Origin of the sequence: Saccharopolyspora indica, assembly GCF_027853965.1 — a bacterium.
GTDB lineage: Bacteria > Actinomycetota > Actinomycetes > Mycobacteriales > Pseudonocardiaceae > Saccharopolyspora > Saccharopolyspora indica.
Genome location: NZ_JAQGLB010000019.1, coordinates 151516 through 172714, shown reverse-complemented (window position 1 = coordinate 172714; position 21199 = coordinate 151516). Strand labels below are relative to the sequence as shown.

Annotated in this window: 20 protein-coding genes and 1 tRNA gene; 15 read left to right on the top strand and 6 right to left on the bottom strand. The window is 70.1% G+C overall.

Annotated features, from left to right (window positions below; translation table 11 throughout):
• The first annotated feature begins 96 nt into the window (after positions 1-96).
• Positions 97-762, top strand: coding sequence for a bifunctional DNA primase/polymerase (locus tag OU416_RS31715; RefSeq protein WP_270930731.1), 666 nt, complete (start codon positions 97-99; stop codon positions 760-762).
• Positions 763-865: 103 nt separating this feature from the next.
• Here OU416_RS31715 and OU416_RS31710 read toward each other — a convergent pair whose 3' ends face one another.
• Positions 866-3244: a DEAD/DEAH box helicase gene (locus OU416_RS31710; protein WP_270930730.1), complete on the bottom strand. Its 2379-nt coding sequence runs from the start codon at positions 3242-3244 to the stop codon at positions 866-868.
• A gap of 494 nt (positions 3245-3738) precedes the next feature.
• On the opposite strand from OU416_RS31710, the gene OU416_RS31705 reads away from it, so the two are divergent.
• The 6 genes from OU416_RS31705 (at position 3739) to OU416_RS31680 (ending at position 12329) form a co-directional block, all read left to right on the top strand.
• A complete protein-coding gene (locus OU416_RS31705) occupies positions 3739-6048 on the top strand; it encodes a sodium-translocating pyrophosphatase (RefSeq protein ID WP_270930748.1) in 2310 nt (769 codons plus the stop codon).
• 165 nt (positions 6049-6213) lie between these two features.
• A complete protein-coding gene (locus OU416_RS31700; protein ID WP_270930729.1) occupies positions 6214-6804 on the top strand; it encodes a hypothetical protein in 591 nt (196 codons plus the stop codon).
• Positions 6805-7108: 304 nt separating this feature from the next.
• Positions 7109-7702, top strand: a complete 594-nt coding sequence (locus OU416_RS31695) for a hypothetical protein (RefSeq protein WP_270930728.1) — start codon at positions 7109-7111, stop codon at positions 7700-7702.
• A gap of 202 nt (positions 7703-7904) precedes the next feature.
• The gene (topA, locus tag OU416_RS31690) at positions 7905-10721 is read left to right on the top strand and encodes a type I DNA topoisomerase (RefSeq protein WP_372907188.1); all 2817 of its coding nucleotides are present in this window, start codon (positions 7905-7907) and stop codon (positions 10719-10721) included.
• On the top strand, positions 10718-11032 hold the full coding sequence (locus OU416_RS31685; RefSeq protein WP_270930727.1) for a hypothetical protein: 315 nt from the start codon (positions 10718-10720) through the stop codon (positions 11030-11032). Before topA ends, OU416_RS31685 begins: the two co-directional genes overlap by 4 nt.
• 73 nt (positions 11033-11105) lie before the next feature.
• Positions 11106-12329 (top strand): DNA polymerase III subunit delta', encoded by a 1224-nt coding sequence (locus OU416_RS31680; RefSeq protein WP_270930726.1) that lies wholly within the window; start codon positions 11106-11108, stop codon positions 12327-12329.
• A gap of 15 nt (positions 12330-12344) precedes the next feature.
• Here the strand turns inward: OU416_RS31680 and OU416_RS31675 are convergent, their stop codons facing one another.
• The gene (locus OU416_RS31675) at positions 12345-12854 is read right to left on the bottom strand and encodes a GNAT family N-acetyltransferase (protein WP_270930725.1); all 510 of its coding nucleotides are present in this window, start codon (positions 12852-12854) and stop codon (positions 12345-12347) included.
• A 35-nt stretch (positions 12855-12889) separates the two neighbouring features.
• Complete coding sequence (locus OU416_RS31670) at positions 12890-14128, bottom strand: hypothetical protein (RefSeq protein ID WP_270930724.1); 1239 nt, start codon at positions 14126-14128, stop codon at positions 12890-12892.
• 281 nt (positions 14129-14409) lie between these two features.
• Between OU416_RS31670 and OU416_RS31665 the strand changes: the two genes are divergently transcribed.
• The 6 genes from OU416_RS31665 (at position 14410) to OU416_RS31640 (ending at position 18642) form a co-directional block, all read left to right on the top strand.
• Positions 14410-14483, top strand: a tRNA-Thr gene (locus tag OU416_RS31665).
• Positions 14484-14711: 228 nt separating this feature from the next.
• On the top strand, positions 14712-15278 hold the full coding sequence (locus OU416_RS31660) for a Uma2 family endonuclease (protein ID WP_270930723.1): 567 nt from the start codon (positions 14712-14714) through the stop codon (positions 15276-15278).
• A gap of 222 nt (positions 15279-15500) precedes the next feature.
• Positions 15501-15623: a hypothetical protein gene (locus OU416_RS31655; RefSeq protein WP_270930722.1), complete on the top strand. Its 123-nt coding sequence runs from the start codon at positions 15501-15503 to the stop codon at positions 15621-15623.
• A gap of 261 nt (positions 15624-15884) precedes the next feature.
• Positions 15885-17594 (top strand): right-handed parallel beta-helix repeat-containing protein, encoded by a 1710-nt coding sequence (locus OU416_RS31650; RefSeq protein ID WP_270930721.1) that lies wholly within the window; start codon positions 15885-15887, stop codon positions 17592-17594.
• Positions 17595-17683: 89 nt separating this feature from the next.
• A complete protein-coding gene (locus tag OU416_RS31645; protein WP_270930720.1) occupies positions 17684-18322 on the top strand; it encodes a LysE family translocator in 639 nt (212 codons plus the stop codon).
• Between the two features lie 122 nt (positions 18323-18444).
• On the top strand, positions 18445-18642 hold the full coding sequence (locus OU416_RS31640) for a hypothetical protein (RefSeq protein ID WP_270930719.1): 198 nt from the start codon (positions 18445-18447) through the stop codon (positions 18640-18642).
• Positions 18643-18676: 34 nt separating this feature from the next.
• On the opposite strand, the gene OU416_RS31635 is transcribed toward OU416_RS31640, so the two are convergent.
• Positions 18677-19255 (bottom strand): TetR/AcrR family transcriptional regulator, encoded by a 579-nt coding sequence (locus tag OU416_RS31635; protein ID WP_270930718.1) that lies wholly within the window; start codon positions 19253-19255, stop codon positions 18677-18679.
• A 94-nt stretch (positions 19256-19349) separates the two neighbouring features.
• Here OU416_RS31635 and OU416_RS31630 point away from each other — a divergent pair, with 94 nt between their 5' ends.
• Positions 19350-20087, top strand: a complete 738-nt coding sequence (locus OU416_RS31630) for an SDR family oxidoreductase (RefSeq protein ID WP_270930717.1) — start codon at positions 19350-19352, stop codon at positions 20085-20087.
• On the opposite strand, the gene OU416_RS31625 is transcribed toward OU416_RS31630, so the two are convergent.
• Entirely contained in the window at positions 20084-20206 is a 123-nt protein-coding gene (locus OU416_RS31625) for a hypothetical protein (protein WP_270930716.1), read from the bottom strand. The two genes, OU416_RS31630 and OU416_RS31625, sit on opposite strands and share 4 nt — an antisense overlap.
• 28 nt (positions 20207-20234) lie before the next feature.
• Between OU416_RS31625 and OU416_RS31620 the strand changes: the two genes are divergently transcribed.
• Positions 20235-20501 carry a hypothetical protein gene (locus OU416_RS31620; protein WP_270930715.1) on the top strand — a complete coding sequence of 89 codons (267 nt, stop codon included), beginning with the start codon at positions 20235-20237 and terminating at the stop codon, positions 20499-20501.
• Between the two features lie 60 nt (positions 20502-20561).
• Here OU416_RS31620 and OU416_RS31615 read toward each other — a convergent pair whose 3' ends face one another.
• The gene (locus tag OU416_RS31615; RefSeq protein ID WP_270930714.1) at positions 20562-21071 is read right to left on the bottom strand and encodes a hypothetical protein; all 510 of its coding nucleotides are present in this window, start codon (positions 21069-21071) and stop codon (positions 20562-20564) included.
• Between the last annotated feature and the right edge of the window lie 128 nt (positions 21072-21199).

Genomic DNA, 21199 nt, shown 5'->3' with positions numbered 1-21199 from the left:
GGAAAGACTCGAAGTTCACGACAACGAGGTCGCGAACCAGGTGGTTCCCCGAGACCACCGGTCCACCGCCCACTGTGGAGCAAGGAGGCGGAACAGATGCGATGGTCGGCGGAGAGGTGGCAAGGTGCCTTCCGCGGCGTCCCGGCCCATCCGGCCGGGTTGACCAGCAGCCGGATCGAACTGCGCGTGCAGGCAATCGGATTCGCTTCGCGCGGTTGGCCGGTGCTTCCCGGAACCTACCCCGATGAGGACCACTGGATCGGCCGGCACGGCCGCCAGGAGCACGGCCCGATGCCGGTGCACCGCGACTGGCAGACGCGGCTGGGCACCAACCCCGACGAGGTCACGGCCTGGTGGGCGGAGCACCCGTACAGCCTGCTCATCGCCACCGGGCACACGGTCGACGCGCTCGAGGTCGACGCGGCCCTCGGCCGGGCAGGCGCCTCGGTGCTGCGCGCCCTGGGCTTCCCGGTGCCGATCGTGGCGACCCCGCGAGGTCGCTGGTACTTCCTGATGGCCAGCGGCGGCGAGCTCGCCGCGGAACTGGCCGACGTGCCCGGAATCCGCTTGCACGGCAAGGGGAGCTGGGTGGCCATGCCCCCGACCGCCTACCCGGGTGGCGCGGTGCACTGGCGGGTCAAGCCGGAGGTCTGCGCCTGGCGGCTGCCCACCCCGGACTTCGTGCAGGACGCGCTCCGCACGGGTCGCGAGAACCTTGACAACGACGCAGACGTGGCGGAACTCCTCGCGGCACGCAGGTGACCCTGCCGACCGTGCCGGCGCCGACCGGATCGGCATCCGCGCCCGGGCTCCCCGACACGACCGGACACCGCAGCTCCCCGAGCACGCACCAGTTCCTCTGTGCTCAGACCCGTTGCGGACGGTCGTGCAGCCCAGCCGATCCACCGGTGCCGCCCCCGAGCACGGTCGACACCGCATCGAGAACAGCCACCGCCCCTGCCTTGTCCAGCGGTTCGTTGCCATTCCCGCACTTGGGCGACTGAACGCAGGACGGGCAACCAGCCGGGCAGTCGCAGGAAGCGATCGCTTCCCGCGTCGCGGCCAACCACGGGACCAATGCGGCAAAACCGCGATCGGCGAATCCGGCCCCTCCCGGATGCCCGTCGTGCACGAACACCGTTGCCTCCCCGGTGTCGGCGTGCATCGCGGTGGACACCCCGCCGATGTCCCAACGATCGCAGGTCGCGAACAGCGGTAGCAGGCCGATCGCCGCGTGCTCGGCGGCATGCAGCGCGCCGGGGATGCGCGCCGGTTCCAGCCCGGCGCCCCCCGGCGCGCTGCTCATCAGCAGTTCTTCGCTGGCCGTGTACCAGACGGCGCGGGTCAGCAGGGTTTGCGCCGGGAGGTCCAGCGCGACCTGGTCCAGCACCTGACCGGACGGCCGCTTCCGCAGGAAGCCGACGACCTGCGAGGTGACCTCCACCTCGCCGAGGCAGACCGTCACGCCCCGGCCGGTGTCGTGCTGCTCGATGGTCCGCAGCACCGAGATGTCCACGACGTTGCGCGGTGAGGTCGTCCAGTCCGGGCTCTCCGCGTGCACCAGCGCGATGCCGGTCTCCAGGTCCAGGTCGTCGACCACGAAGGACTCGCCGCGGTGCAGGTAGACGGCGCCCGGGTGCACGGTGCTGCAGGCGGAATCCGGGTCCACGGTGCCCAGCATCCGGCCGGAGTCGCCTTCGACGACGGCGATCGGGTGGCCGCCGGCGCCGCGCAGCTCCACGTTCCGGTGCGGACGTTCGCGCGAGGTCCAGAACCAGCCGTGCGGCCGCTTGCGCAGCACCCCGTCCGCGGTGAGGGCCTGCACCGCGCGATGCGCGGCCTCGCCGCCGAAGATCGCGAACGACTCCTCGTCCAGCGGCAGTTCCGCGGCGGCGCAGGCCAGGTGCGGTTCGAGCACGTACGGATTGGTCGGGTCTAGCACTGTCGCCTCGACCGGCCGGTCGAGCATCGCGGGCGGGTGGTGCACGAGGTAGGTGTCCAGCGGGTCGTCCCGCGCCACGAACACCACCAGCGCGCCCTCGCCGTCCCGCCCGGCGCGACCGGCCTGCTGCCAGAAGGACGCGAGCGTGCCCGGGTAGCCGGCGACCACCACGGCGTCGAGGCCGGAGATGTCGACGCCGAGTTCGAGCGCGTTGGTGGTGGCCACCGCGCGCAGCTCGCCGGTGAGCAGCGAGCGCTCCAGCTCGCGCCGGTCCTCGGGCAGGTATCCGCCGCGGTAGGCGGCGACCTTGCCCGGCAGTGAATCATCCACTTCGGACAGTGCGCGCTGGGCGGCGATCGAGGCCAGCTCGACGCCGCGCCGGGACCGGATGAACGCCAGCGTGCGGGCGTCCTCGATGACCAGTTCCGCCATGATCCGCGCGGCTTCGGTGCCCGCGGCGCGGCGCACCGGAGCGCCGTTCTCGCCGGTGGTCTCCTCCAGCAGCGGTGGTTCCCAGAGCGCGATGGTGCGCGCGCCGCGCGGTGATCCGTCGTCGGTGATGGCGCGGCAGGGCGCCCCGGTGAGGCGCTGCGCCAGCGCGTCCGGGTCGGACACGGTGGCCGAGGCGAGCACGAAGACCGGATCCGCGCCGTAGTGCTGCGCGATCCGGCGCAGCCTGCGCAGCAGGAGCGCGACGTGCGACCCGAAGACGCCGCGGTAGGTGTGGCACTCGTCGACCACGATGTGCGTGAGCTGCCGGAAGAACCGGGCCCAGCGGCTGTGCCCGGGCAGGATCCCGTAGTGCAGCATGTCCGGGTTGGTGAAGATCCACCGGCCGTGCGCGCGGATCCAGTCCCGCTCCACCTGCGGCGTGTCGCCGTCGAAGGTGACCGCGCGGACCTCCTTCAGGCCGAGTTCGGCGACGGTGCGCAGCTGATCGGCCCCCAACGCCTTCGTCGGGGCCAGGTAGAGCGCGGTCGCGCGGCGCTCTTTGAGCAGCCGGGACAGCACCGGCAGCTGGTAGACCAGCGACTTCCCCGAGGCAGTGCCGGTGGCGACCACCACGTGCTCGCCGGCCCGGACGGCCTCCGCGCCTTCGACCTGGTGCACCCACGGCTCGTCGGCGCCGCGCTCGCGGAGGGCGTCGACCAGCTGCGGCGGGGCCCACGCCGGCCAGTCGGTGGTGCGGGCCGTTCGGTTCGGCAGCTGCGCGACGTGGCGGATCGGTGATTCGCCGGTCGGCACACCGGCCAACACGCGGTCGAGCAACCGCTTGCCTCTGTTCTGCTCCGCAGCGCGCACAGCAGCGAGCCTCGCACAGGGCGGTGCGGGAGCCGCGCACGAGTTCCCGGTTCCCGCAGCTGTGTCGGTATCGCCCGATCGGCTGATTCCCGTCCATGGCGGGCCTGTACCGCGCTGGAAGAGCGCAAAACGGCGCTATATACCTCATGTCACCCGATTGGGCCAAATCAAGATCGGACCGAACGGGTGATCAAGTGGCCTTCTGAATCGATAAACAGGTAACAGATTCCCACGTCGGAGAGAGGTGCGTATCACACCGTGAGGTAAGCCACTCGTGGCCTGAATAGACTCCCGAGCCACGACGTCGCCACGGACGGCCAGCGGACGATCACGGGCCGTACCGGGCGGGGCCGCCTACCGCGCACTGGAGCCGGTCGCGAGCCGACCGTCTCCGGTGCTGAACCGAGCACAACCCAGGAGGACGGATGTCCCTGCTCACCCCGGTCCAGCACGGCTGGGCCCAGGGCGCTGCACCACCGAGCTCGCAGACCCGGATGGACCTCGCCCAGCAAGCCTCCGGAATCGAACTCGGCGGCGCCGACTACGCGGTGGTCGGCGTGGTCATGGTGATCGCTCTGGCCGCGTTGGCCTTCGGCTACGTCCTGATCAAGGAGGTGCTGGCCGCCGGTCAGGGCACGGCCAAGATGCAGGAGATCGCCAAGGGCGTGCAGGAAGGCGCTTCGGCCTACCTGAACCGGCAGTTCCGCACCCTGGCGATCTTCGCGGTGCTCGTGTTCCTGCTGCTGTTCGCGCTGCCCGCGGAAACCGTCGGCGAGCAGATCGGCCGCTCGATCTTCTTCCTGTTCGGCGCCGCGTTCTCCGCGGCCATCGGCTACCTCGGCATGTGGCTGTCCACCCGCGCCAACGTGCGCGTCGCGGCGGCCGCCCGCGAAGCCGGTGAGGGGCGCGAGAAGGCGATGCGCGTCGCGTTCCGCACCGGCGGCGTGGTCGGCATGACGACCGTCGGCCTCGGCCTGTTCGGCGCCGCGCTCGTGGTGCTGGTCTACGCCGGTGGCGCACCGCGCGTGCTGGAGGGCTTCGGCTTCGGCGCCGCCCTGCTGGCCATGTTCATGCGAGTCGGCGGCGGCATCTTCACCAAGGCCGCCGACGTGGGTGCCGACCTGGTCGGCAAGGTCGAGCAGAACATCCCCGAGGACGACCCGCGCAACGCCGCCACCATCGCCGACAACGTCGGTGACAACGTCGGCGACTGCGCCGGGATGGCGGCCGACCTGTTCGAGTCCTACGCGGTGACCCTGGTCGCCTCGCTGATCCTCGGCACCGCGGCGTTCGGCCTGCACGGCCTGCTGTTCCCGCTGATCGTGCCTGCCATCGGCGTGCTGACCGCGGTGATCGGCGTCTACATCACCAAGGCCCGCGGCGGGGAGAGCGCGCTGGTCGCGATCAACCGGTCGTTCTACATCTCGGCCGCGATCTCGGCGGTGCTCTGCGTGGTCGCCGCGCTGCTGTACCTGCCCAGCTCCTTCGCCGACCTCAACGGCGTCTCGCCGGAGCTGCAGGCGACCCCGGGCAACCCGGCGGTGATCGCGATGGTCGCGGTGATCATCGGCATCCTGCTCGCGGTGGTCATCCTCAAGCTGACCGGCTACTACACCGCGACCGAGCACCGCCCGGTGCAGGACGTCGGCAAGTCCTCGCTGACCGGTGCGGCGACGGTGATCCTCTCCGGCCTGTCCGTCGGTTTCGAATCCGCCGTCTACACCGCGCTGATCATCGGCGCGGCGGTGTTCGGCGCGTTCCTGCTGTCCGGTTCGCTGCCGGTGGCGCTGTTCGCCATCGCGCTGGCGGGCTGCGGTCTGCTGACCACCGTCGGCGTGATCGTCGCGATGGACACCTTCGGCCCGGTCAGCGACAACGCGCAGGGCATCGCGGAGATGTCCGGTGACGTCGAGGGCGAGGGCGCGAAGATCCTCACCGAGCTCGACGCCGTCGGCAACACCACGAAGGCGATCACCAAGGGCATCGCGATCGCCACCGCGGTGCTGGCCGCGACGGCGCTCTTCGGCTCCTACACCGATGCGATCGGGGTGGCGCTGGCGGACGTCGCGGGCACGCTCAGCCGCTCGGAGTTCTTCGTCTACGCGCCGAACGTGCTGGTGGGCGTGATCATCGGTGCCGCGGTGGTGTTCCTGTTCTCCGGGCTGGCGATCAACGCGGTCTCGCGCGCTGCGGGCGCGGTGGTCTACGAGGTGCGCCGCCAGTTCAAGGACAAGCCGGGCATCATGGACGGCTCCGAGCGGCCCGAGTACGGCCGGGTCGTGGACATCTGCACCCGCGACTCGCTGCGCGAGCTGGCCACGCCCGGCCTGCTCGCGGTGCTGGCGCCGATCGCGGTCGGCTTCGGTCTCGGCGTCGGCCCGCTGGCGGGCTACCTCGCCGGTGCCATCGCCACCGGCACCCTGATGGCCATCTTCCTGGCCAACTCCGGTGGCGCCTGGGACAACTCGAAGAAGCTGGTCGAGGACGGCCACCACGGTGGCAAGGGTTCCGAGGCGCACTCCGCCACGGTCATCGGCGACACCGTCGGCGACCCGTTCAAGGACACCGCCGGACCGGCGATCAACCCGCTGCTGAAGGTGATGAACCTGGTGTCGGTGCTGATCGCGCCCGCCGTGGTGGCCTTCTCCATCGGTGCCGGCGCGAACCACCCGCTGCGCATCGGCATCGCGGTGGTGGCCGTCGCGGTGATCGTCGTCGCGCTGGTGATCTCCAAGCGCCGCTCGACCTCGATCGCCGAGTCGTCCCCTTCCGATGACAAGGCGATCAACGGCGCACCTTCATAACGCGCCGGACCGGATCGGAGGGCGCCTTCCCCACCGGGAGGGCGCCCTCCGCCGTGCGCAGGGGTTTCGGCGGAGCGCGCACCCCGGGATCCGGAGCGTGATCGCGGATGCGGGAGAGTCTGGGCCGCACGCCGAAGGCAACTCCGATCTGTGCGAGGAGTGCGCATGAAGTTACGTTCCACCGCGGTGCTGGCCGCTGTTCCGCTCGCGCTGGCCGGTTGCGCCGGGGGTCCGGCGGGCGCCCCGGAACCGCCCGCACCGCCCGCGCCGAGCGCGGAGGCGGTCGCCTGGACCGGCAAGATGTGCGGTCTGATCAGCGGTTTCAGCACGGCCCAGCAGAACCTGCCCGAGCTGGACCAGAGCAACACCGCGACGGTGAAGGATTCGGTGATCAACCGCATCGATGCGGCGTCGAAGGCCGCCGACGACGCGGCGCGCGGACTGCAGGACCTCGGGGCCCCGCCGGTCGAAGGGGCCGAGCAGCTCGGGGTCGGCTTCCAGGAGAGCTTCGGCCAGGTCCGCGACCTCCTGGGCGGCGCGCGGGCGAAGGCCGAGCAGGTCGACCCGACCGACAAGCAGCGCTTCCAGGAGGGCATGACCGCGGTCCAGCAGGAGCTCGACAAGGGCGGCCAGCTCGACCTCACGGACAAGCTCGTCCAGCTGGAGCAGAACCAGCAGCTCAACGCGGCGGCCCACCAGGCGGCGGAGTGCAAGCCCTTCTTCGCCAAACCCCAGCAGCAACAACCACCGCGCTGACCCCTCGCGCCGCAACTTCCATTGAAGTTGGACGTCCGATTTCGTTGAGGTTTTTCCAGGCTCGTTTTGCGTGGCGGTGCGGGTGGCGGAACCTCAGAACCCGCGGCGGTGCCGGTTGCGTAGGTGGGTTGTGCGCCTGGCGGCGCATGCGGCACCCCGCCGACGTGCGGCTTCCAGCCTCGCGGCTGCGGAACCACCGAGATGAAGAACGCTCAATGGAAGTTGCGGCTGGAGAGCGCGGTGCGGTGCTTTCGACTCGCACGTTCGGGTGAAGGCATGGCGCAGCTCGAACTGTCGTTCTACGATGCGGGCCGTGGACCAGCTGTCCTTCTACTCGGCCGAGGCGCGGCAACCCGTCATCGCTGATCTGGCGGGCATGCTGTGCGGACCGGGGCAGGCCGTCGGCTTCGGGCGCGGCACCGCGGCGCGGCTGTCGGTCGTGGTCGACGACGAGTGGCGGGCCCGGTCCCTGGTCGACGCGTGCGCGCAGCGCGGCGTGGAAGCCGAGCTCGGTCGTTCGGACGAAGGCCGTCCGCTGATCCGCACCGCGTTCCGGGCCGACCTCACCGGCCTCGCCGCGAACTGGCTGCGAGGCGCGGTCAAGTCGGTCCCGGCCGGTTACGTCCCGGACGGCGCGGCCCTGCGGATCTGGGCGCTGACCGCGGGTTCCGCCGAGCCCACCGGCTACCGCCTCGGGCTCGACCCGCACGCCCCCGACACGCACGAGCCGCTGGCCGCGGCGCTGCTCGGCTGCGGCCTCCCGGCCAAGCCGATCGGCCTCCGCGCCGGTGGCCCGGCGCTGCGCGTCACCGGTCGCCGCCGCCTGGCCAGGCTGGCCGAGCTGGTCGGGCCGACGCCCGATGGTGCGATCGAGCGAACGTGGCCGCTCGTGTCGTGACCGATTTGACGCATATCACGCCAGGTCACGCAACGGAACACGTTCGTCACCCGATACGTTCGTAAGACAAGACGCCGACGTACATGGGCGTGTTATGTGCAACCCTGTGCCTTCCCGGGCGGCGGTCACGACCGCGCACGGGGCACACTGAGGAACTTGTCGGGTAGCAAAGGATGCTTCCGGGAGAAGAGAGCGGGTAAGCGTGGCTGGGTCGACACGGACGAAGAAGGCCGGCGGGACCGGCCGGACTTCGGGGTCCGCCAACGGGGCGGGCTCCGGGGGCCGGCGCCTGGTGATCGTCGAGTCGCCTGCGAAGGCCAAGAAGATCGCCTCCTACCTGGGCTCGAACTTCATCGTGGAGTCCTCCCGCGGCCACATCCGCGACCTGCCCAAGAACGCCAAGGACGTGCCGGAGAAGTACAAGGGCCAGGCGTGGGCCCGGCTCGGCGTGGACGTCGACAACGACTTCGAGCCGCTGTACCTGGTCTCCGCCGACAAGAAGTCCACGGTCACCGAGCTGAAGGACGCGCTCAAGCAGGTCGACGAGCTCTACCTCGCCACCGATGGTGACCGCGAGGGCGAGGCGATCGCCTGGCACCTGCTGGAGACGCTGAAGCCGAAGGTGCCGGTGCGCCGGATGGTGTTCCACGAGATCACCGAGTCGGCGATCCAGGCGGCCGCGGCCAACCCGCGCGACCTGGACCACGACCTGGTCGACGCGCAGGAGACCCGCCGCATCCTGGACCGGCTGTACGGCTACGAGGTCAGCCCGGTGCTGTGGAAGAAGGTCATGCCGAAGCTGTCGGCGGGCCGCGTGCAGTCCGTGGCAACCCGGATCGTGGTCGAGCGCGAGCGCGAGCGGATCAAGTTCGTCCCGGCCGACTACTGGGACATCTCCGCGACCATGGACGCCGGCCCCGATGCCTCGCCGCGCCGCTTCGGCGCCCGCCTGGTGACGGTGGACGGCGCGAAGCTGGCCACCGGCCGCGACTTCGGCCCGGACGGCCGGCTCAAGAACACCGACATCCGGGTGCTGACCGAGACCGAGGCCCGCGCGCTCGCGGCGGCGCTGACCGATGCGCAGCTGAGCGTCTCCAGCGTCGAGGAGAAGCCGTACACGCGGAAGCCGTACGCGCCGTTCATGACCTCCACGCTGCAGCAGGAGGCCAGCCGCAAGCTGCGCTTCTCGGCGGACCGCACGATGCGCACGGCGCAGCGGCTGTACGAGAACGGTTACATCACCTACATGCGTACCGACTCGACGACGCTGTCCGAGACGGCGATCACCGCGGCGCGCAACCAGGCCACCGACCTCTACGGCAAGCAGTACGTGTCGCCGCAGCCGCGGCAGTACACCCGCAAGGTCAAGAACGCGCAGGAGGCGCACGAGGCGATCCGCCCGGCGGGCGAGAGCTTCCGCACTCCCGGCGCGGTCGCCGCGGAGCTGGGCAACGACGTCGACGGCTTCAAGCTGTACGAGCTGATCTGGCAGCGCACCATCGCCTCCCAGATGGCCGACGCCAAGGGCACCACCCTGTCGGTGCGCATCACCGGCACCGCGACCAGCGGCGAGGAGTGCACCTTCGCCGCCTCGGGCCGCACCATCACCTTCGCGGGCTTCCTGAAGGCCTACGTCGAGGCCGTCGACTCGGAGGCGGGCGGGGTCGCCGACGACGCCGAGTCGCGGCTGCCGCAGCTGGTCAAGGACCAGTCGGTCACCGCGCCGGAGCTGTCCCCGGACGGGCACACCACCAACCCGCCGCCGCGCTTCACCGAGGCCAGCCTGGTCAAGACGATGGAAGAGCTGGGCATCGGCCGCCCGTCGACCTACGCCTCGATCATCAGCACCGTGCAGGAGCGCGGCTACGTGTGGAAGAAGGGCTCCGCCCTGGTTCCGTCGTGGATCGCCTTCGCCGTGGTCGGCCTGCTGGAGAAGCACTTCGAGCGGCTGGTGGACTACGACTTCACCGCCGCGCTGGAGGACGAGCTCGACCGCATCGCCGAGGGCCGCGAGCAGCGCACCAGCTGGTTGTCCGGCTTCTACTTCGGCGGTGACGTGGGCCCGGAGGGCTCGATCGGCCGCGCCGGTGGGCTGAAGAAGCTGGTCGGTTCGAGCGTCGAGGAGATCGACCCGCGGGCGGTCAACTCGATCCCGATGTTCACCGACGACCACGACCGCACCGTCTACGTGCGCGTCGGCCGCTACGGGCCCTACCTGGAGCGGACCCTGGAGGACGAGTCGTCGCAGCGGGCGAACCTGCCCGACGACCTGCCGCCGGACGAGCTGACCGTGGAGATCGCGGAGAAGCTGTTCGCCACGCCGATGGAGGGCCGCAGCCTGGGCACCGACCCGGAGTCGGGCCACGAGGTGGTGGCCAAGGAGGGCCGGTTCGGCCCGTACGTCACCGAGGTCCTGCCCGAGGGCAGCAAGAACAAGCCGCGCACCGGCAGCCTGTTCAAGTCGATGTCGCTGGACACCGTGACCCTCGAGGACGCGCTCAAGCTGCTGTCGCTGCCGCGCGTGGTGGGCAAGGACCCGGAGAGCGACAACGAGATCACCGCGCAGAACGGCCGCTACGGCCCGTACCTGAAGAAGGGCACGGACTCGCGGTCCCTGGAGACCGAGGAGCAGATCTTCTCGATCACCCTGGAGCAGGCGCTCAAGATCTACGAGCAGCCCAAGCAGCGCGGACGGCGTGCTGCGGCGGCGCCGCTGCGCGAGCTCGGCGAGGCGCCGGACACCGGCAAGCCGCTGGTGATCAAGGACGGCCGGTTCGGCCCGTACGTCACCGACGGCGAGACGAACGCGTCGCTGCGCAAGGGCGATGACGTGGAGTCGTTGACCATGGAGCGCGCGGTGGAGCTGCTCGCGGAGCGGCGGGCCAAGGCCCCGGCCAAGAAGAAGGCCCCGGCCAAGAAGTCCACCGCGGCTGCGAAGAAGACCTCCACCACCGCGGCGAAGAAGACCACGAGCACGACGACCAAGAAGCGGGCCAGCTCCTCTTCGAAGTCCTCGTGACGAGGCACGACGCGCTCTCCGGCCCGGACGGCACGCAGGCACTGCCGCCGCTGCTCCACTTCCCGGATGCGCTGACCGTGGCACGCGCGGTGCCGCCGACCACCACGTCGGCGGCACCGCCCGTCCCGCCACCCGTCGTCGAACCCGAAGAACAGTTCTCGTTCCCGCCCGCGCGGAGGCAGAGCCCGCCTGCGCAGCAGCGGCAGAAGAAGCCGAAGAAGAAGCAGCAGACGAGCGTCGGCGCGAAGATCGGCTGCCTGGTGGCGCTGGCCATCCCGCTGCTGGTGATCCTGGCCGCGGTCTTCGGTTAGGCCTCGGTCCGCGGTCGGGGCGGCACCGTAGAGTCGTGCGTGCGAGCACGCACCAGACACGGGAGGCGACGCGATGCGGACCGACGCTCCGGAGCAGCTGAACACCGGGGTGTGGGCGGAGGTCGTCGGCCAGCCTGACGCCGTGCAGACGCTGTACGCCGCGGTGAGCGCGGCCCGCCGCCAGGTCCGGGGCGAACCGGTCCCGCCGGGTGCCATGACGCACGCCTGGCTGTTCACCGGCCCGCCCGGTTCGGGCCGCTCGGTCGCGGCCCGCGCCTTCGCCGCAGCGCTGGAGTGCACCGATCCCGTCGTCGTGGGCTGCGGGAGCTGCACGGCGTGCCGGACGGTCATGCACGGCACCCACGCCGACGTGCGCCTGGTGGCGCCCGAGGGCCTGTCGATCTCCGTCGCGGAAATGCGCTCTCTGGTCCAGGCGGCGGCGCGCCGGCCGACCACCGGCCACTGGCGCGTAGTGCTCATCGAAGACTCTGACCGCCTCACCGAGGGCGCGGCGAACGCGCTGCTCAAGGCGGTCGAAGAACCGCCCCCGCGCACGGTGTTCCTGCTGTGCGCGCCATCGGACCACCCGGAAGACGTGTCGGTGACGATCCGCTCCCGGTGCCGAGTGGTGCAGCTGCGCACGCCCTTGTCCAGCGCCATCGCCGAGGTGCTGCACGAGCGCGACGGCGTTGGCGCCGAGCTGGCGCAGTGGGCCGCTTCGGTGTGCGGCGGGCACATCGGCCGCGCGCGGCGGTTGGCGACCGACGAGGAAGCGCGTGAGCGGCGCGAGTCGGTGCTGCGCATCCCGCTGGGCCTGCGCAGGTTCTCGGACGTCTTCACAGCGGCGACCGGCTTGGTGAAGCTGGCCGAGACCGAGGCGACCACGGCCAACGAGGATCGCAACGAGGCGGAGAAGGAAGAGCTGAAGACGGCGATGGGCGCGGGCGGCACCGGCAAGGGCACGGCCGCGGCCACCCGGGGCGCCAACGCGGCGCTGAAGGAGCTGGAGAAGCGCCAGAAGTCCCGCACCACCCGCTCCCAGCGAGACGCCCTCGACCTCGCGCTGGTCGACTTGGCGGGCTTCTACCGCGACGTCCTGGTGACCCGCGCGGGCTCGTCCGCCCCGCTGAACCACCCGGACTTCGAGCGCTCGGTGGCCAAAGCGGCGCAGGAGTGGACCTCGGAGTCGGCGCTGCGCCGCCTGGACGCGGTCCTGGAGTGCCGGGTGGCCCTGACGCAGAACGTGAAACCGATCATCGCGGTGGAAGCGATGCTCGCCACCCTCTTCACCGGCTGACGTCCACAGTGGACTTCAGGTTGCGGGCTTGGTCATGAACACGGCGCCTGCGATGTGCCCTGGCACGTGCGGGGCCTCGGCGAGCTGGTACCCGGCCCGCTGGTAGGTGCGGATGTTGCGCTGGCTCGCGGCTCCCGTGAACAGCGAGAACCGCCGCACCGATGTCGGGGCCTGCGCTTCGATCAGGGCCAGCAGCGCGGACCCGATGCCGTTGCCGGCCAGGTCCGGGGCGACCATGAGGCGACCGATCTCCCAGTCCTGGCCGTTCAACCGCCCTCGCACGGCGGCGACCAGACGTCCTTCCCGGCGCACGACGAGAGTCGTCCACGACTGCGTCCAGGCCAGCACCTCGTCGTGGGTCTCGTGCAGGGCGGGCACGTCCAGGGTGTTGTTCAAGACGGCCTCGGAAACCCAGCAGCACCGCTGCAGCACGACCAGCTCGGCCAAGTCCTCCGGGGTGAACAGGCGTGTGACGGCTCCGGGCAGAACCTGGGTCAGGGCGTCGTCCAGCGGAACAGCAGTCATGCCGACGACCATACGTCGCGGAGTCCTCGCAGAGCTCAGGCGCGGCGGCGGGGGAGGGCGGCGACGATGATCGAGCCCAGGAGCAGCAGGCCTGCGCCGGTCCAGAACAGCGGGACCGCGTAGTAGCCGCTGCTGGTGAGGGCCAGCGGCTGGACCGCTTGCGGGGTCGTGCCCGCTGGGGCGGCGGCAGCCGGTGCCGGGGCGGTCGTGCAGTCCACGCCGCCGCCGGGGGCACCGGCTCGGACGATCTGCTCGCCGAAGGAGGCCTGCACCAGCGAGGTCGGCAGTCCGACCGCGTGCCCCCGCAGGACCTGGAGGTCGAAAAGCCGTGCGGCGGCCCGGACTTCGGTGCCCACGACGTCCTGCTTCAGCTCGCCGACGCTCAGCCGCAGCACTCCTGCGTCGAGCACCCGCTGGTCGAGGCCGGGCAGCGGAACGTCCAGGCCGGGGTTCGCGGCGTCGAGCACGCCGAGCTCTTCGCCGCCGCGCGAAACCCGCAGCACCGGTGCCTCGTAGTCCACAGTGGAGGAGCTCGGGTCGCCGGTGGCGGTCGCGGTCAGCCGCGGCGTGCCGACCACGTCGACACGGATCTCCTGCGCGGTCCCGGCGAAGAGCCGCACGCTGGCCAACTGCAGGTCCGAGGTGGCCTGGACGGCCTTGCCGACCTGCCCGGGCACGTCGACGAGCTCCACACCGGAGTGCGCCTGCGCGGAGTCCGGCACGTGCAGCAGCGAACCGGTGCCGCTCTCGGCGGGCTTCCCGCCGCCGAGCAGCCCGCCCAGCGACAGCCCTTCCGGCAGCGCGTTCACGGCCGATGCGCTGCCCATCGAGTACCGCGCGTCGGCGATCGGCGACACGCAGGGCCCGGCCTGCTTGTCCCAGCGCGCGTGCACGCTGCCGTCCAGCCCGCTGAGCTTGACCAGCTGATCGGCCGGTGAGCTGGGCGGCTGCATGCTCGAACTGATCGGCTCGGCCCGATCCGGCAGCGCGGCCTGCGCCAACCCGACGGGCAGCTGGGGCGACTTCCCGAGCACCGCGACCCCGAACGGCGAGGCCTCGGCGACCGCCCGCTCGTGGGCGAAGTAAGCGGTGGAGTTGGCCTGCGCGACGGCCCGCCCCATCCCGGCCTCGGCGACGGCCTGCTTCGGCAGCTGCTCCTCGAACTCGGGATCTTCGACGACGGAGCCGCTCGGCACGGTGTTCGGCAGGATCCGCACCACGCCGATCAAGGTCCCGGCATCGGCCACGATCGGCCCGGGAGCCGGAGTCGGCACGGAAGCAGGTGGCTGACCGGGATCGACCGGCGACGGGATGGGAGTGGTCGGCAGAGTGCTCTGAGCGAAGGCAGCGGGCAGCGAAAGCCCAGCTACGGCCAACGACACGGCGGTGCACACGCCGAACCGGCGAACAGCGCGCATCCGACCCCCTCCAGGTCGAGTGACGGGCATCACTGTGATCTCAACGACGCCCCGCGCGCCGGGTGACGCCCGACTTCAGCGCACCTGGGGGTCGTGCGCGAGCCGCCGAGGCGGCCCGCTACACTTGACCGCGCAATGCCGCCTTAGCTCAGTCGGCCAGAGCGACGCACTCGTAATGCGTAGGTCGAGGGTTCGATTCCCTCAGGCGGCTCCGCCGGGTTCAGCCCGTTGACCTGCGGCGGGAGAAGAGATCGATGATCTCGGCTCCCGCCGCAGAGTTGTTTTCGCTCCTTGTTCGACGTCCGTGGGTGGTCCGGTCAAGGTCGGCGCGGTGGCGCGTAGCGGTTTGCCCGCTGATCGAGACATGATGAGTTTGCTCGATGCGCAGTACGCTGGGCTGAGCGTTGGCCGTCCGTTGAGCATGTCAAGGGGGTTCGCCATGACCGCCGAGATGATTGCGCCAGCCTGGATGCATGCGCAGGTCACTGCGGAGCAGTACGACTCCTGGTCGGCAGAGCAGTGCGCGGGCATCGAGATCGTGGACGGGATGATCGTTGTGAGCCCCAGCGCTTCCAAGCGGCACAATCGCCTGGCGCGGATTCTGGCGAACGCCCTGGATGCTGCGGCTGGGACGGAGTGGAACGCGGACACCGACTTCGACGTCCGCTTGCAGGACGTGCCGCTGACCAACCGTCGCCCGGATGTGGTCGTGTACCGAGCCGACACCATCGACATCACGCCGACCCGTCCCGAACACGTGCTGCTGGTGGTCGAGATCGTCTCGCCCGGTTCGGAGACCACCGATCGGATCGTGAAGGTCGCCCAGTACGCCAAGGCAGGCATCCCCTTCTACTGGCGGGTGGAGCAGAGCGTTCCGGGTGTTCCGCTGGTCTACACCTATCTCCTCGATCCGGCCAGCCGTGTCTATCGCGATGGTGACGTTTTTACCGGCGTGGTCAAGGCAATGGCGCCGTTTTCGGTCGAGATAGACCTCAGCGCGATTTGATCCGGCGCGCAGTGCCTCTCGATCGCCTGGGGCTTGTCACTGCTGGGGCAATCGATGTTTCTCGCGTTGTCTCTTGGTCAGGGGCTAGATTCCGGTCGAATCGGTGATCCAGCGGCTCAAGCGGCCTACGTTGACGACTACGAGAAATCATTCCGAGCGGCAGCCGTCGGTGCGGCTGTCGTACACGGTGGCTAGGTTCTCCGCATGACCTAACTTTTCTCCGTGTCGATCGACGACCACTACGAGTGTGCAATTCGCGGCACGGTGCACGTCATCAACCTCGATGCGGCCTTCTTCCCCGCCTGCGGTGCGGCAGGCGCTCAGGGCGAGCTTGAGGATTGTTGATTGCGTCCACTGGCGGATTGTCGCGACTTCGCTCCGCTGCATGACACGGCACTAATACCGGCATTGCCTACATCGGTAAGGTGAAACTCCTTGTCACAGTTGACTGTTCGCTGCGTTCGGATGAGGCTGGCCGTCGGGACTTCGTGATCGGGACTACCAGAGATCACTTCGGTTGGCGGCCGCCTGAATTCCCGTCAGCCCCTGCCCTTCTCGAGGTGCCTCGATCGACTGCGTCCGCGACTGAGTTCGAGGAAGTCATTGATGAAACGCTCCAAACGCACTGCTTCCGTGCTGGCCACCGTCGTGGCCACGCTGGTGTCCGGCCTGACCTTTGCGGGGACGGCCCACGCGGCGGGCACGTCGTACCACGTCGACAACCGTTCAGGCTCGAACTGCTCCGACTCCGGGCCCGGCACCCAGCAGCGGCCCTGGTGCACCTTCGCGCCGGTCAACGCCCGCACCTACACCGCGGGCGACAAGATCCTGCTGGCTCGCGGCGCTGCCTGGGCCGAGAGTATGGACCTGCGCGGCTCCGGTACGGCAGGCAACCGGATCGAGCTCTCCGCCTACGGCCGCGGAGACAAGCCGCGCATCCTCAAAGGCGCCGACCACACCGGCATCGAGATGTTCAACGTCTCGCACTGGAGCGTGAACAACCTGGAGATCGACGGTAGCGGGGAGGGGAAGGCGAAGCTGGTCTTCGGGATCCGGGCCAGGTACGACGGTGCCGAAGGCATCGGCAACCAGGACCTGAACTTCTCCAGCCTGGAGCTGCACCACAACCACATGGGCGTCTACGTCGCCGGGACTTCCACCCTCGCGGACGGCCAGTGGGCGATCAAGGGCGTCCGGATGAGCGATATCGAAGGATCGCGCAACGAGGTTTCGATCGCCTTCGGGGCCGCTGGGCTGCCGCGCACCTTCCTCCAGGACGTCGTGCTCAGCCGGCTCAACCTCACCAACGACGACGGCCAGCCCGCCGCCTACAAGAACTGCCCCAACTCCCTCACCCTGCAGAACATCACGCGGCTGACGGTGATGGACTCGCTCGTCAGCCACGCCGGGGGCTGCTACGTCCACTCCGGCACCACTGGCATCTACCTCGGCAACGTCAACGACGCCAACCTCACCAACAACATCGTCGCCTACACCCAGCAGTCGGGCTCTCCCGATCAGAGCGGCGTCAACTACGAGAACGGGACCAGCAACGTCGCCCTCCGCGGCAACCTGATCACCGGGAACGTCCGCTGGGGCGTCGCCCTCCAGGGCATCCACGAGGGCAGTCCGAACGAGGACGTGACCGTTGAGTCCAATGCGATCGCGTACAACGGCCAGCCCCCCATCGCGGCGCTGGGCGACGATGCGCACTCCGACGGGGTGATCCGCGGCAACCTGTGGGAAGGCGACAGCCTCACCGCGGTCGTGAACGGCGGCAGCTTCGCCGACGTCGAGATCACCGGGAACGTCGGCCCCGCCGTCGGAGACCGGATCTGGTTCGCGGCCCGCGACTTCTCGCCCAGCCAGGGCCTCTACGGCTGGCGCTACCAGTACTCGGACAACGGCGGGGCCACCTGGGCCGACCTCACCTACCACCAGAACGACCAGTCCTGGCGTCCGGCCGGCAGCGCTCTGCCCGTGCTCGAGAAGTGGAACTGGCACCCGGGCGGCTCTTCCGGCCACGTCGCCAGGACCTGGACGGCGCCGCGCGACGGGACGGTCGCGATCCGCGGCCAGGCCGCGAAGTCCGACCTGGGCGGGGACGGCGTGCGCGTCCAGATCCAGCACAACGGCCGTCCGGTGCTGGGCAGCCGCGCCCTGGGTGGCAGCGACCGCGTGGGTGTCCCCACCAACGTCGACTCGCTGACCCTCAAGGCGGGCGACACCCTCCGGTTCATCGTCGATCCCGGTGCCGCAGGTGCCAATTCCTACGACACCACCAGCTGGACCCCGGTCATCGGCTACCTGAACTGACGTGGGAAGGCCGCAGGATCACTCGGGTGACCTGTGGTCTTCCTCTTCTGGTCTGGGCAAGGGGAGTGGTCGCCGGATACGTTCGGCCGGTGGAATTCGTGCCGCTCGCTTCGCTGCTCGGTGTTGTGGTGCTGGAGTTGGGGATGGTGCTGACTCCCGGGCCCAACATGGTCTACCTGGCTTCGCGGGCCATCTCGCAGGGACGGCGGGCCGGTCTCGTGTCGCTCGCCGGGGTCGCTCTCGGGTTCGTCGTGTACCTGCTCGCCGCCGCTGCTGGTCTGTCCGCGCTCTTCGCGGCCGTTCCGGAGGCCTACCACGTGGTGAAGCTCCTCGGTGCCGCGTACCTCGCGTGGATGGCTTGGCAGATCCTGCGTCCCGGCGGCCGGTCGCCGTTCGAGCCGCGGGAGCTGGCCCCGCACTCCGCTGCCCGGTTGTTCGGCATGGGGTTCCTGACGAATCTGCTGAACCCGAAGATCGCGCTCCTGTACGCGGCGCTGATCCCGCAGTTCATCGATCCCGCGCTGGGTTCGACGTGGTGGCAGTTCATCCAGCTCGGAGCCGCGCAGATCGTGATCGGTGTGGGCGTCAACGGTCTCATCGTGCTCGCCGCCGCCGCGCTCGCCGGGTACCTGGCCCGCCACCCCCGCGTGCTCCAGGCGCAGCGTCTGGCATCCGGCACCCTGCTGGGCTTCTTCGCCGCGAAGATGGCCATCAGCCGACCCAGCTGAACCACGGCCCGAGGTGCGGGATGATCGTTCTCGGCGTTCGGGGGAATGCGGTTCAGGAGGCGGATTTGGCTCGAACACGCGGCAGGGCGAGGGCAGCTGACGGGGGTACCGCGGAGTCGCCCGTGGTTTCCACCGTGCTTCCTCCCGTGGAAGACGGGTACTGGACGGAGGAGCGGATGCGCAACGCCGTTCCGGCCGGGCCGAGGGTCAGTTACCGCTATGCGGTGATGGTGGCGGTGACCGGTGCGGTGCTCGGTGGGGTGAGCGCGGTTCTTGCCGCTGTGCTGATCGAGAAGCTGCGCCGGTGCTCGGTGGGTTGAGGCTCGGGAGGCCGGTTTCGCAGCAGTGCCCCGGCTACGGGTTCGGGGACTCGGCCCTGAGGGCGTCCATGGTGATGTCGAGCAGGCGTCGGGTTCGGTCTTGCCAGGTGGCGTCGGGGGCGATTCGCCAGAGGAAGCCGACCAGCAGGAGGACTTCTTCCGGCGTGATGTCCTCGCGGAGGGTGCCGTCCCGCACGCCCGCTTCGAGCAGTGAGCCGATCGCGGTGACGACCGGGCCGTAGCCCTCTTCGGCCAGTTCGGCGTGCATTGCCGTGTGGAGCGCGTTCGCGAGGCCGTGCTTGATGCGGCCGTACTGGGCGAGGCGGTCGAACCACCGGCGGAGGGCGACTGCCGGCGGGTGCTTCGCGAGCAGCGCTGGGGCGGCGTCGACCAGGTCTTGGACGTCGTTGCGGTGCACGGTCATGACGAGCGCCTCGCGAGTGGGGAAGTGCCGGTAGAGCGTGCCCTGGCCGACGCCCGCTGCCTTCGCGATCGCGTGCATCGAGGCGTTGCCGTCGGCTTCGAGCGCTGTTCGTGCGGCGCCGATGATCAGCGCGCGGTTGCGCTCGGCGTCGCGGCGGACCGCGCGTCCCCCGGCCTCCTGCGATCGCATCACCGCTCCGTTCCTCGATTGCAAAGCGGACAACTGTCCGATAGCTTCACGACTGTTCCGGACAGTTGTCCGCTTCAGGTTATCAGGGGTGCGCATGGGTGAGCGGGACGGCGTCGAGGGCAAGATCATCGCGATCACGGGTGCGAGCAGCGGGATCGGTGCGGCGATCGCCGAGCACCTGGCGGGGCGTGGTGCGGCCGTCGTGCTCGGTGCGCGGCGCGAGGACCGCCTCGCCGAAGTCGTCGCGCGCATCGACGCCGCCGGTGGCGCGGCTTTCGGGCTCGGCGTGGACGTGCGGCGCCGGGAGGACCTCGGGAGGCTCGTCGCGGCTGCTCAGGAGCGGTTCGGGCGACTCGACGTGCTCGTGTCGAATGCGGGCAGCATGGCCGTCTCCGGGTTCGACGAGCTGCGGCAGGACGACTGGGACGACATGGTCGCGACGAACCTGACCGGAGTTCTCAACGGGATCGGCGCCGCGCTCCCGGTGTTCCGCGCGCAGAAGTCGGGGCACTTCGTCCACATGGCGTCGACGGCCGGGCACCGGATCGTTCCGGCGCAGGGCGTGTACGCCGCGACGAAGACGGCGGTCCGGGTGCTCTCGGAGGCGTTGCGGCAGGAAGCCGGTCCTGACCTCCGCGTGACGGTCGTTTCGCCGGGGATGACCGACACCGAGGGCGCGCGCTCGGGTGCGGTCGACGAGGAGACCGCTTCCCGCGTGCGGGAGGTCGCGCAGCCGCCGTCCGCGATCGCGCGTGCCGTGGCGTTCGCGATCGAGCAGCCCGCCGGTGTCGACGTGGGCGAAGTGATCGTCCGCCCGACCGCGCAGAGCTAGTCCGCGCTCGGGGCGATCACGGTGCGTGCCGGGGTGACCGTCGCTCCGGTGAAGATCTCGACCGGTGGTGGACGCCGGCTGGCCGGGTCGGTGCGCTGCCGGTTGTCTCCCTCCTGCAAGCAGGTTCCAGGAGGGAGAACGCTGATCATGATTCGTCATCTCGGCCGGTCCGTGGCGGCAGCGGGTGTGCTGGCCGCCGCGCTGGGGTTCGCACCCGCCGCTCAGGCCACCGCGCCGGTCGTCCTGGCCAGCGTCGATGACTGCATCGACCACGCCGTCGCGAACGGCGGCAACGAGCACCTCGCGACGTTCGCCTGTCACGAGGTCAACCTCACCGACTGCTACCGGGCCTTCCGCGACAACTACGGCCGCCAGCAGTGGGCTCTGGACGCCTGCAAGCTCCGCGGCGCCTAGCCGCATTCGAAAAACCGGGCCTGCGATGGGAAGTGCTCCTGTCGCAGGCCCGGTGGCGTGTCAGTCGCAGTACTGCGCCGTTGCCCAGTGCGTGCCGGGCACTAGGTGGGCGACGTGGCGGGCGTCGTGGGCGGTGAAGGTGAACTCGACGTACGGGTAGGCGTCGACGTTCTCCGGGAAGTCGTCGTCGGTGGCGGTTTCCCAGAAGCCTTCGGCCTCCCAGAAGCCCGGCGTGTTCCGCGGTTCGCTCACCTCGGCGGACTCGATGATCTCCTCGAACTGGTCGAGGAGGGTTCCGTCCGCTTCCTCGTCCTCGAAGACCTCCTTCAGCTCGTGCTCGTCGGCGAGCGCGGCCGCTTCTCCGGTGGAGATGGGGAGGGCGTCGTCGGTGAGGCCGTCGCCGGTGTAGAAGCGGCCGTCCTTCATCCGCTGCCACGCGTCGAGCATGATCTCCAGCACCAGCTCTTCGTAGTCCGGGAGGATCCCGGCATCGGGGTTGATCATGTGGAAGCGGCCGCGCACGGTGGCGTCGGTCCTGTCGTCGATGGCGATCCGGTAGAGGGCGGTCACGTCTGCGGACTCCTATCCAGGTGTGGGCAATCAACGCCTAGGACGTGGCGGGGCGCGATCCGGTTTCGGCCGGATCCGGATCGTCGGCGATCCGGGCCTGTCCGGCGGGTTTTCGCCGGACAGGCCCG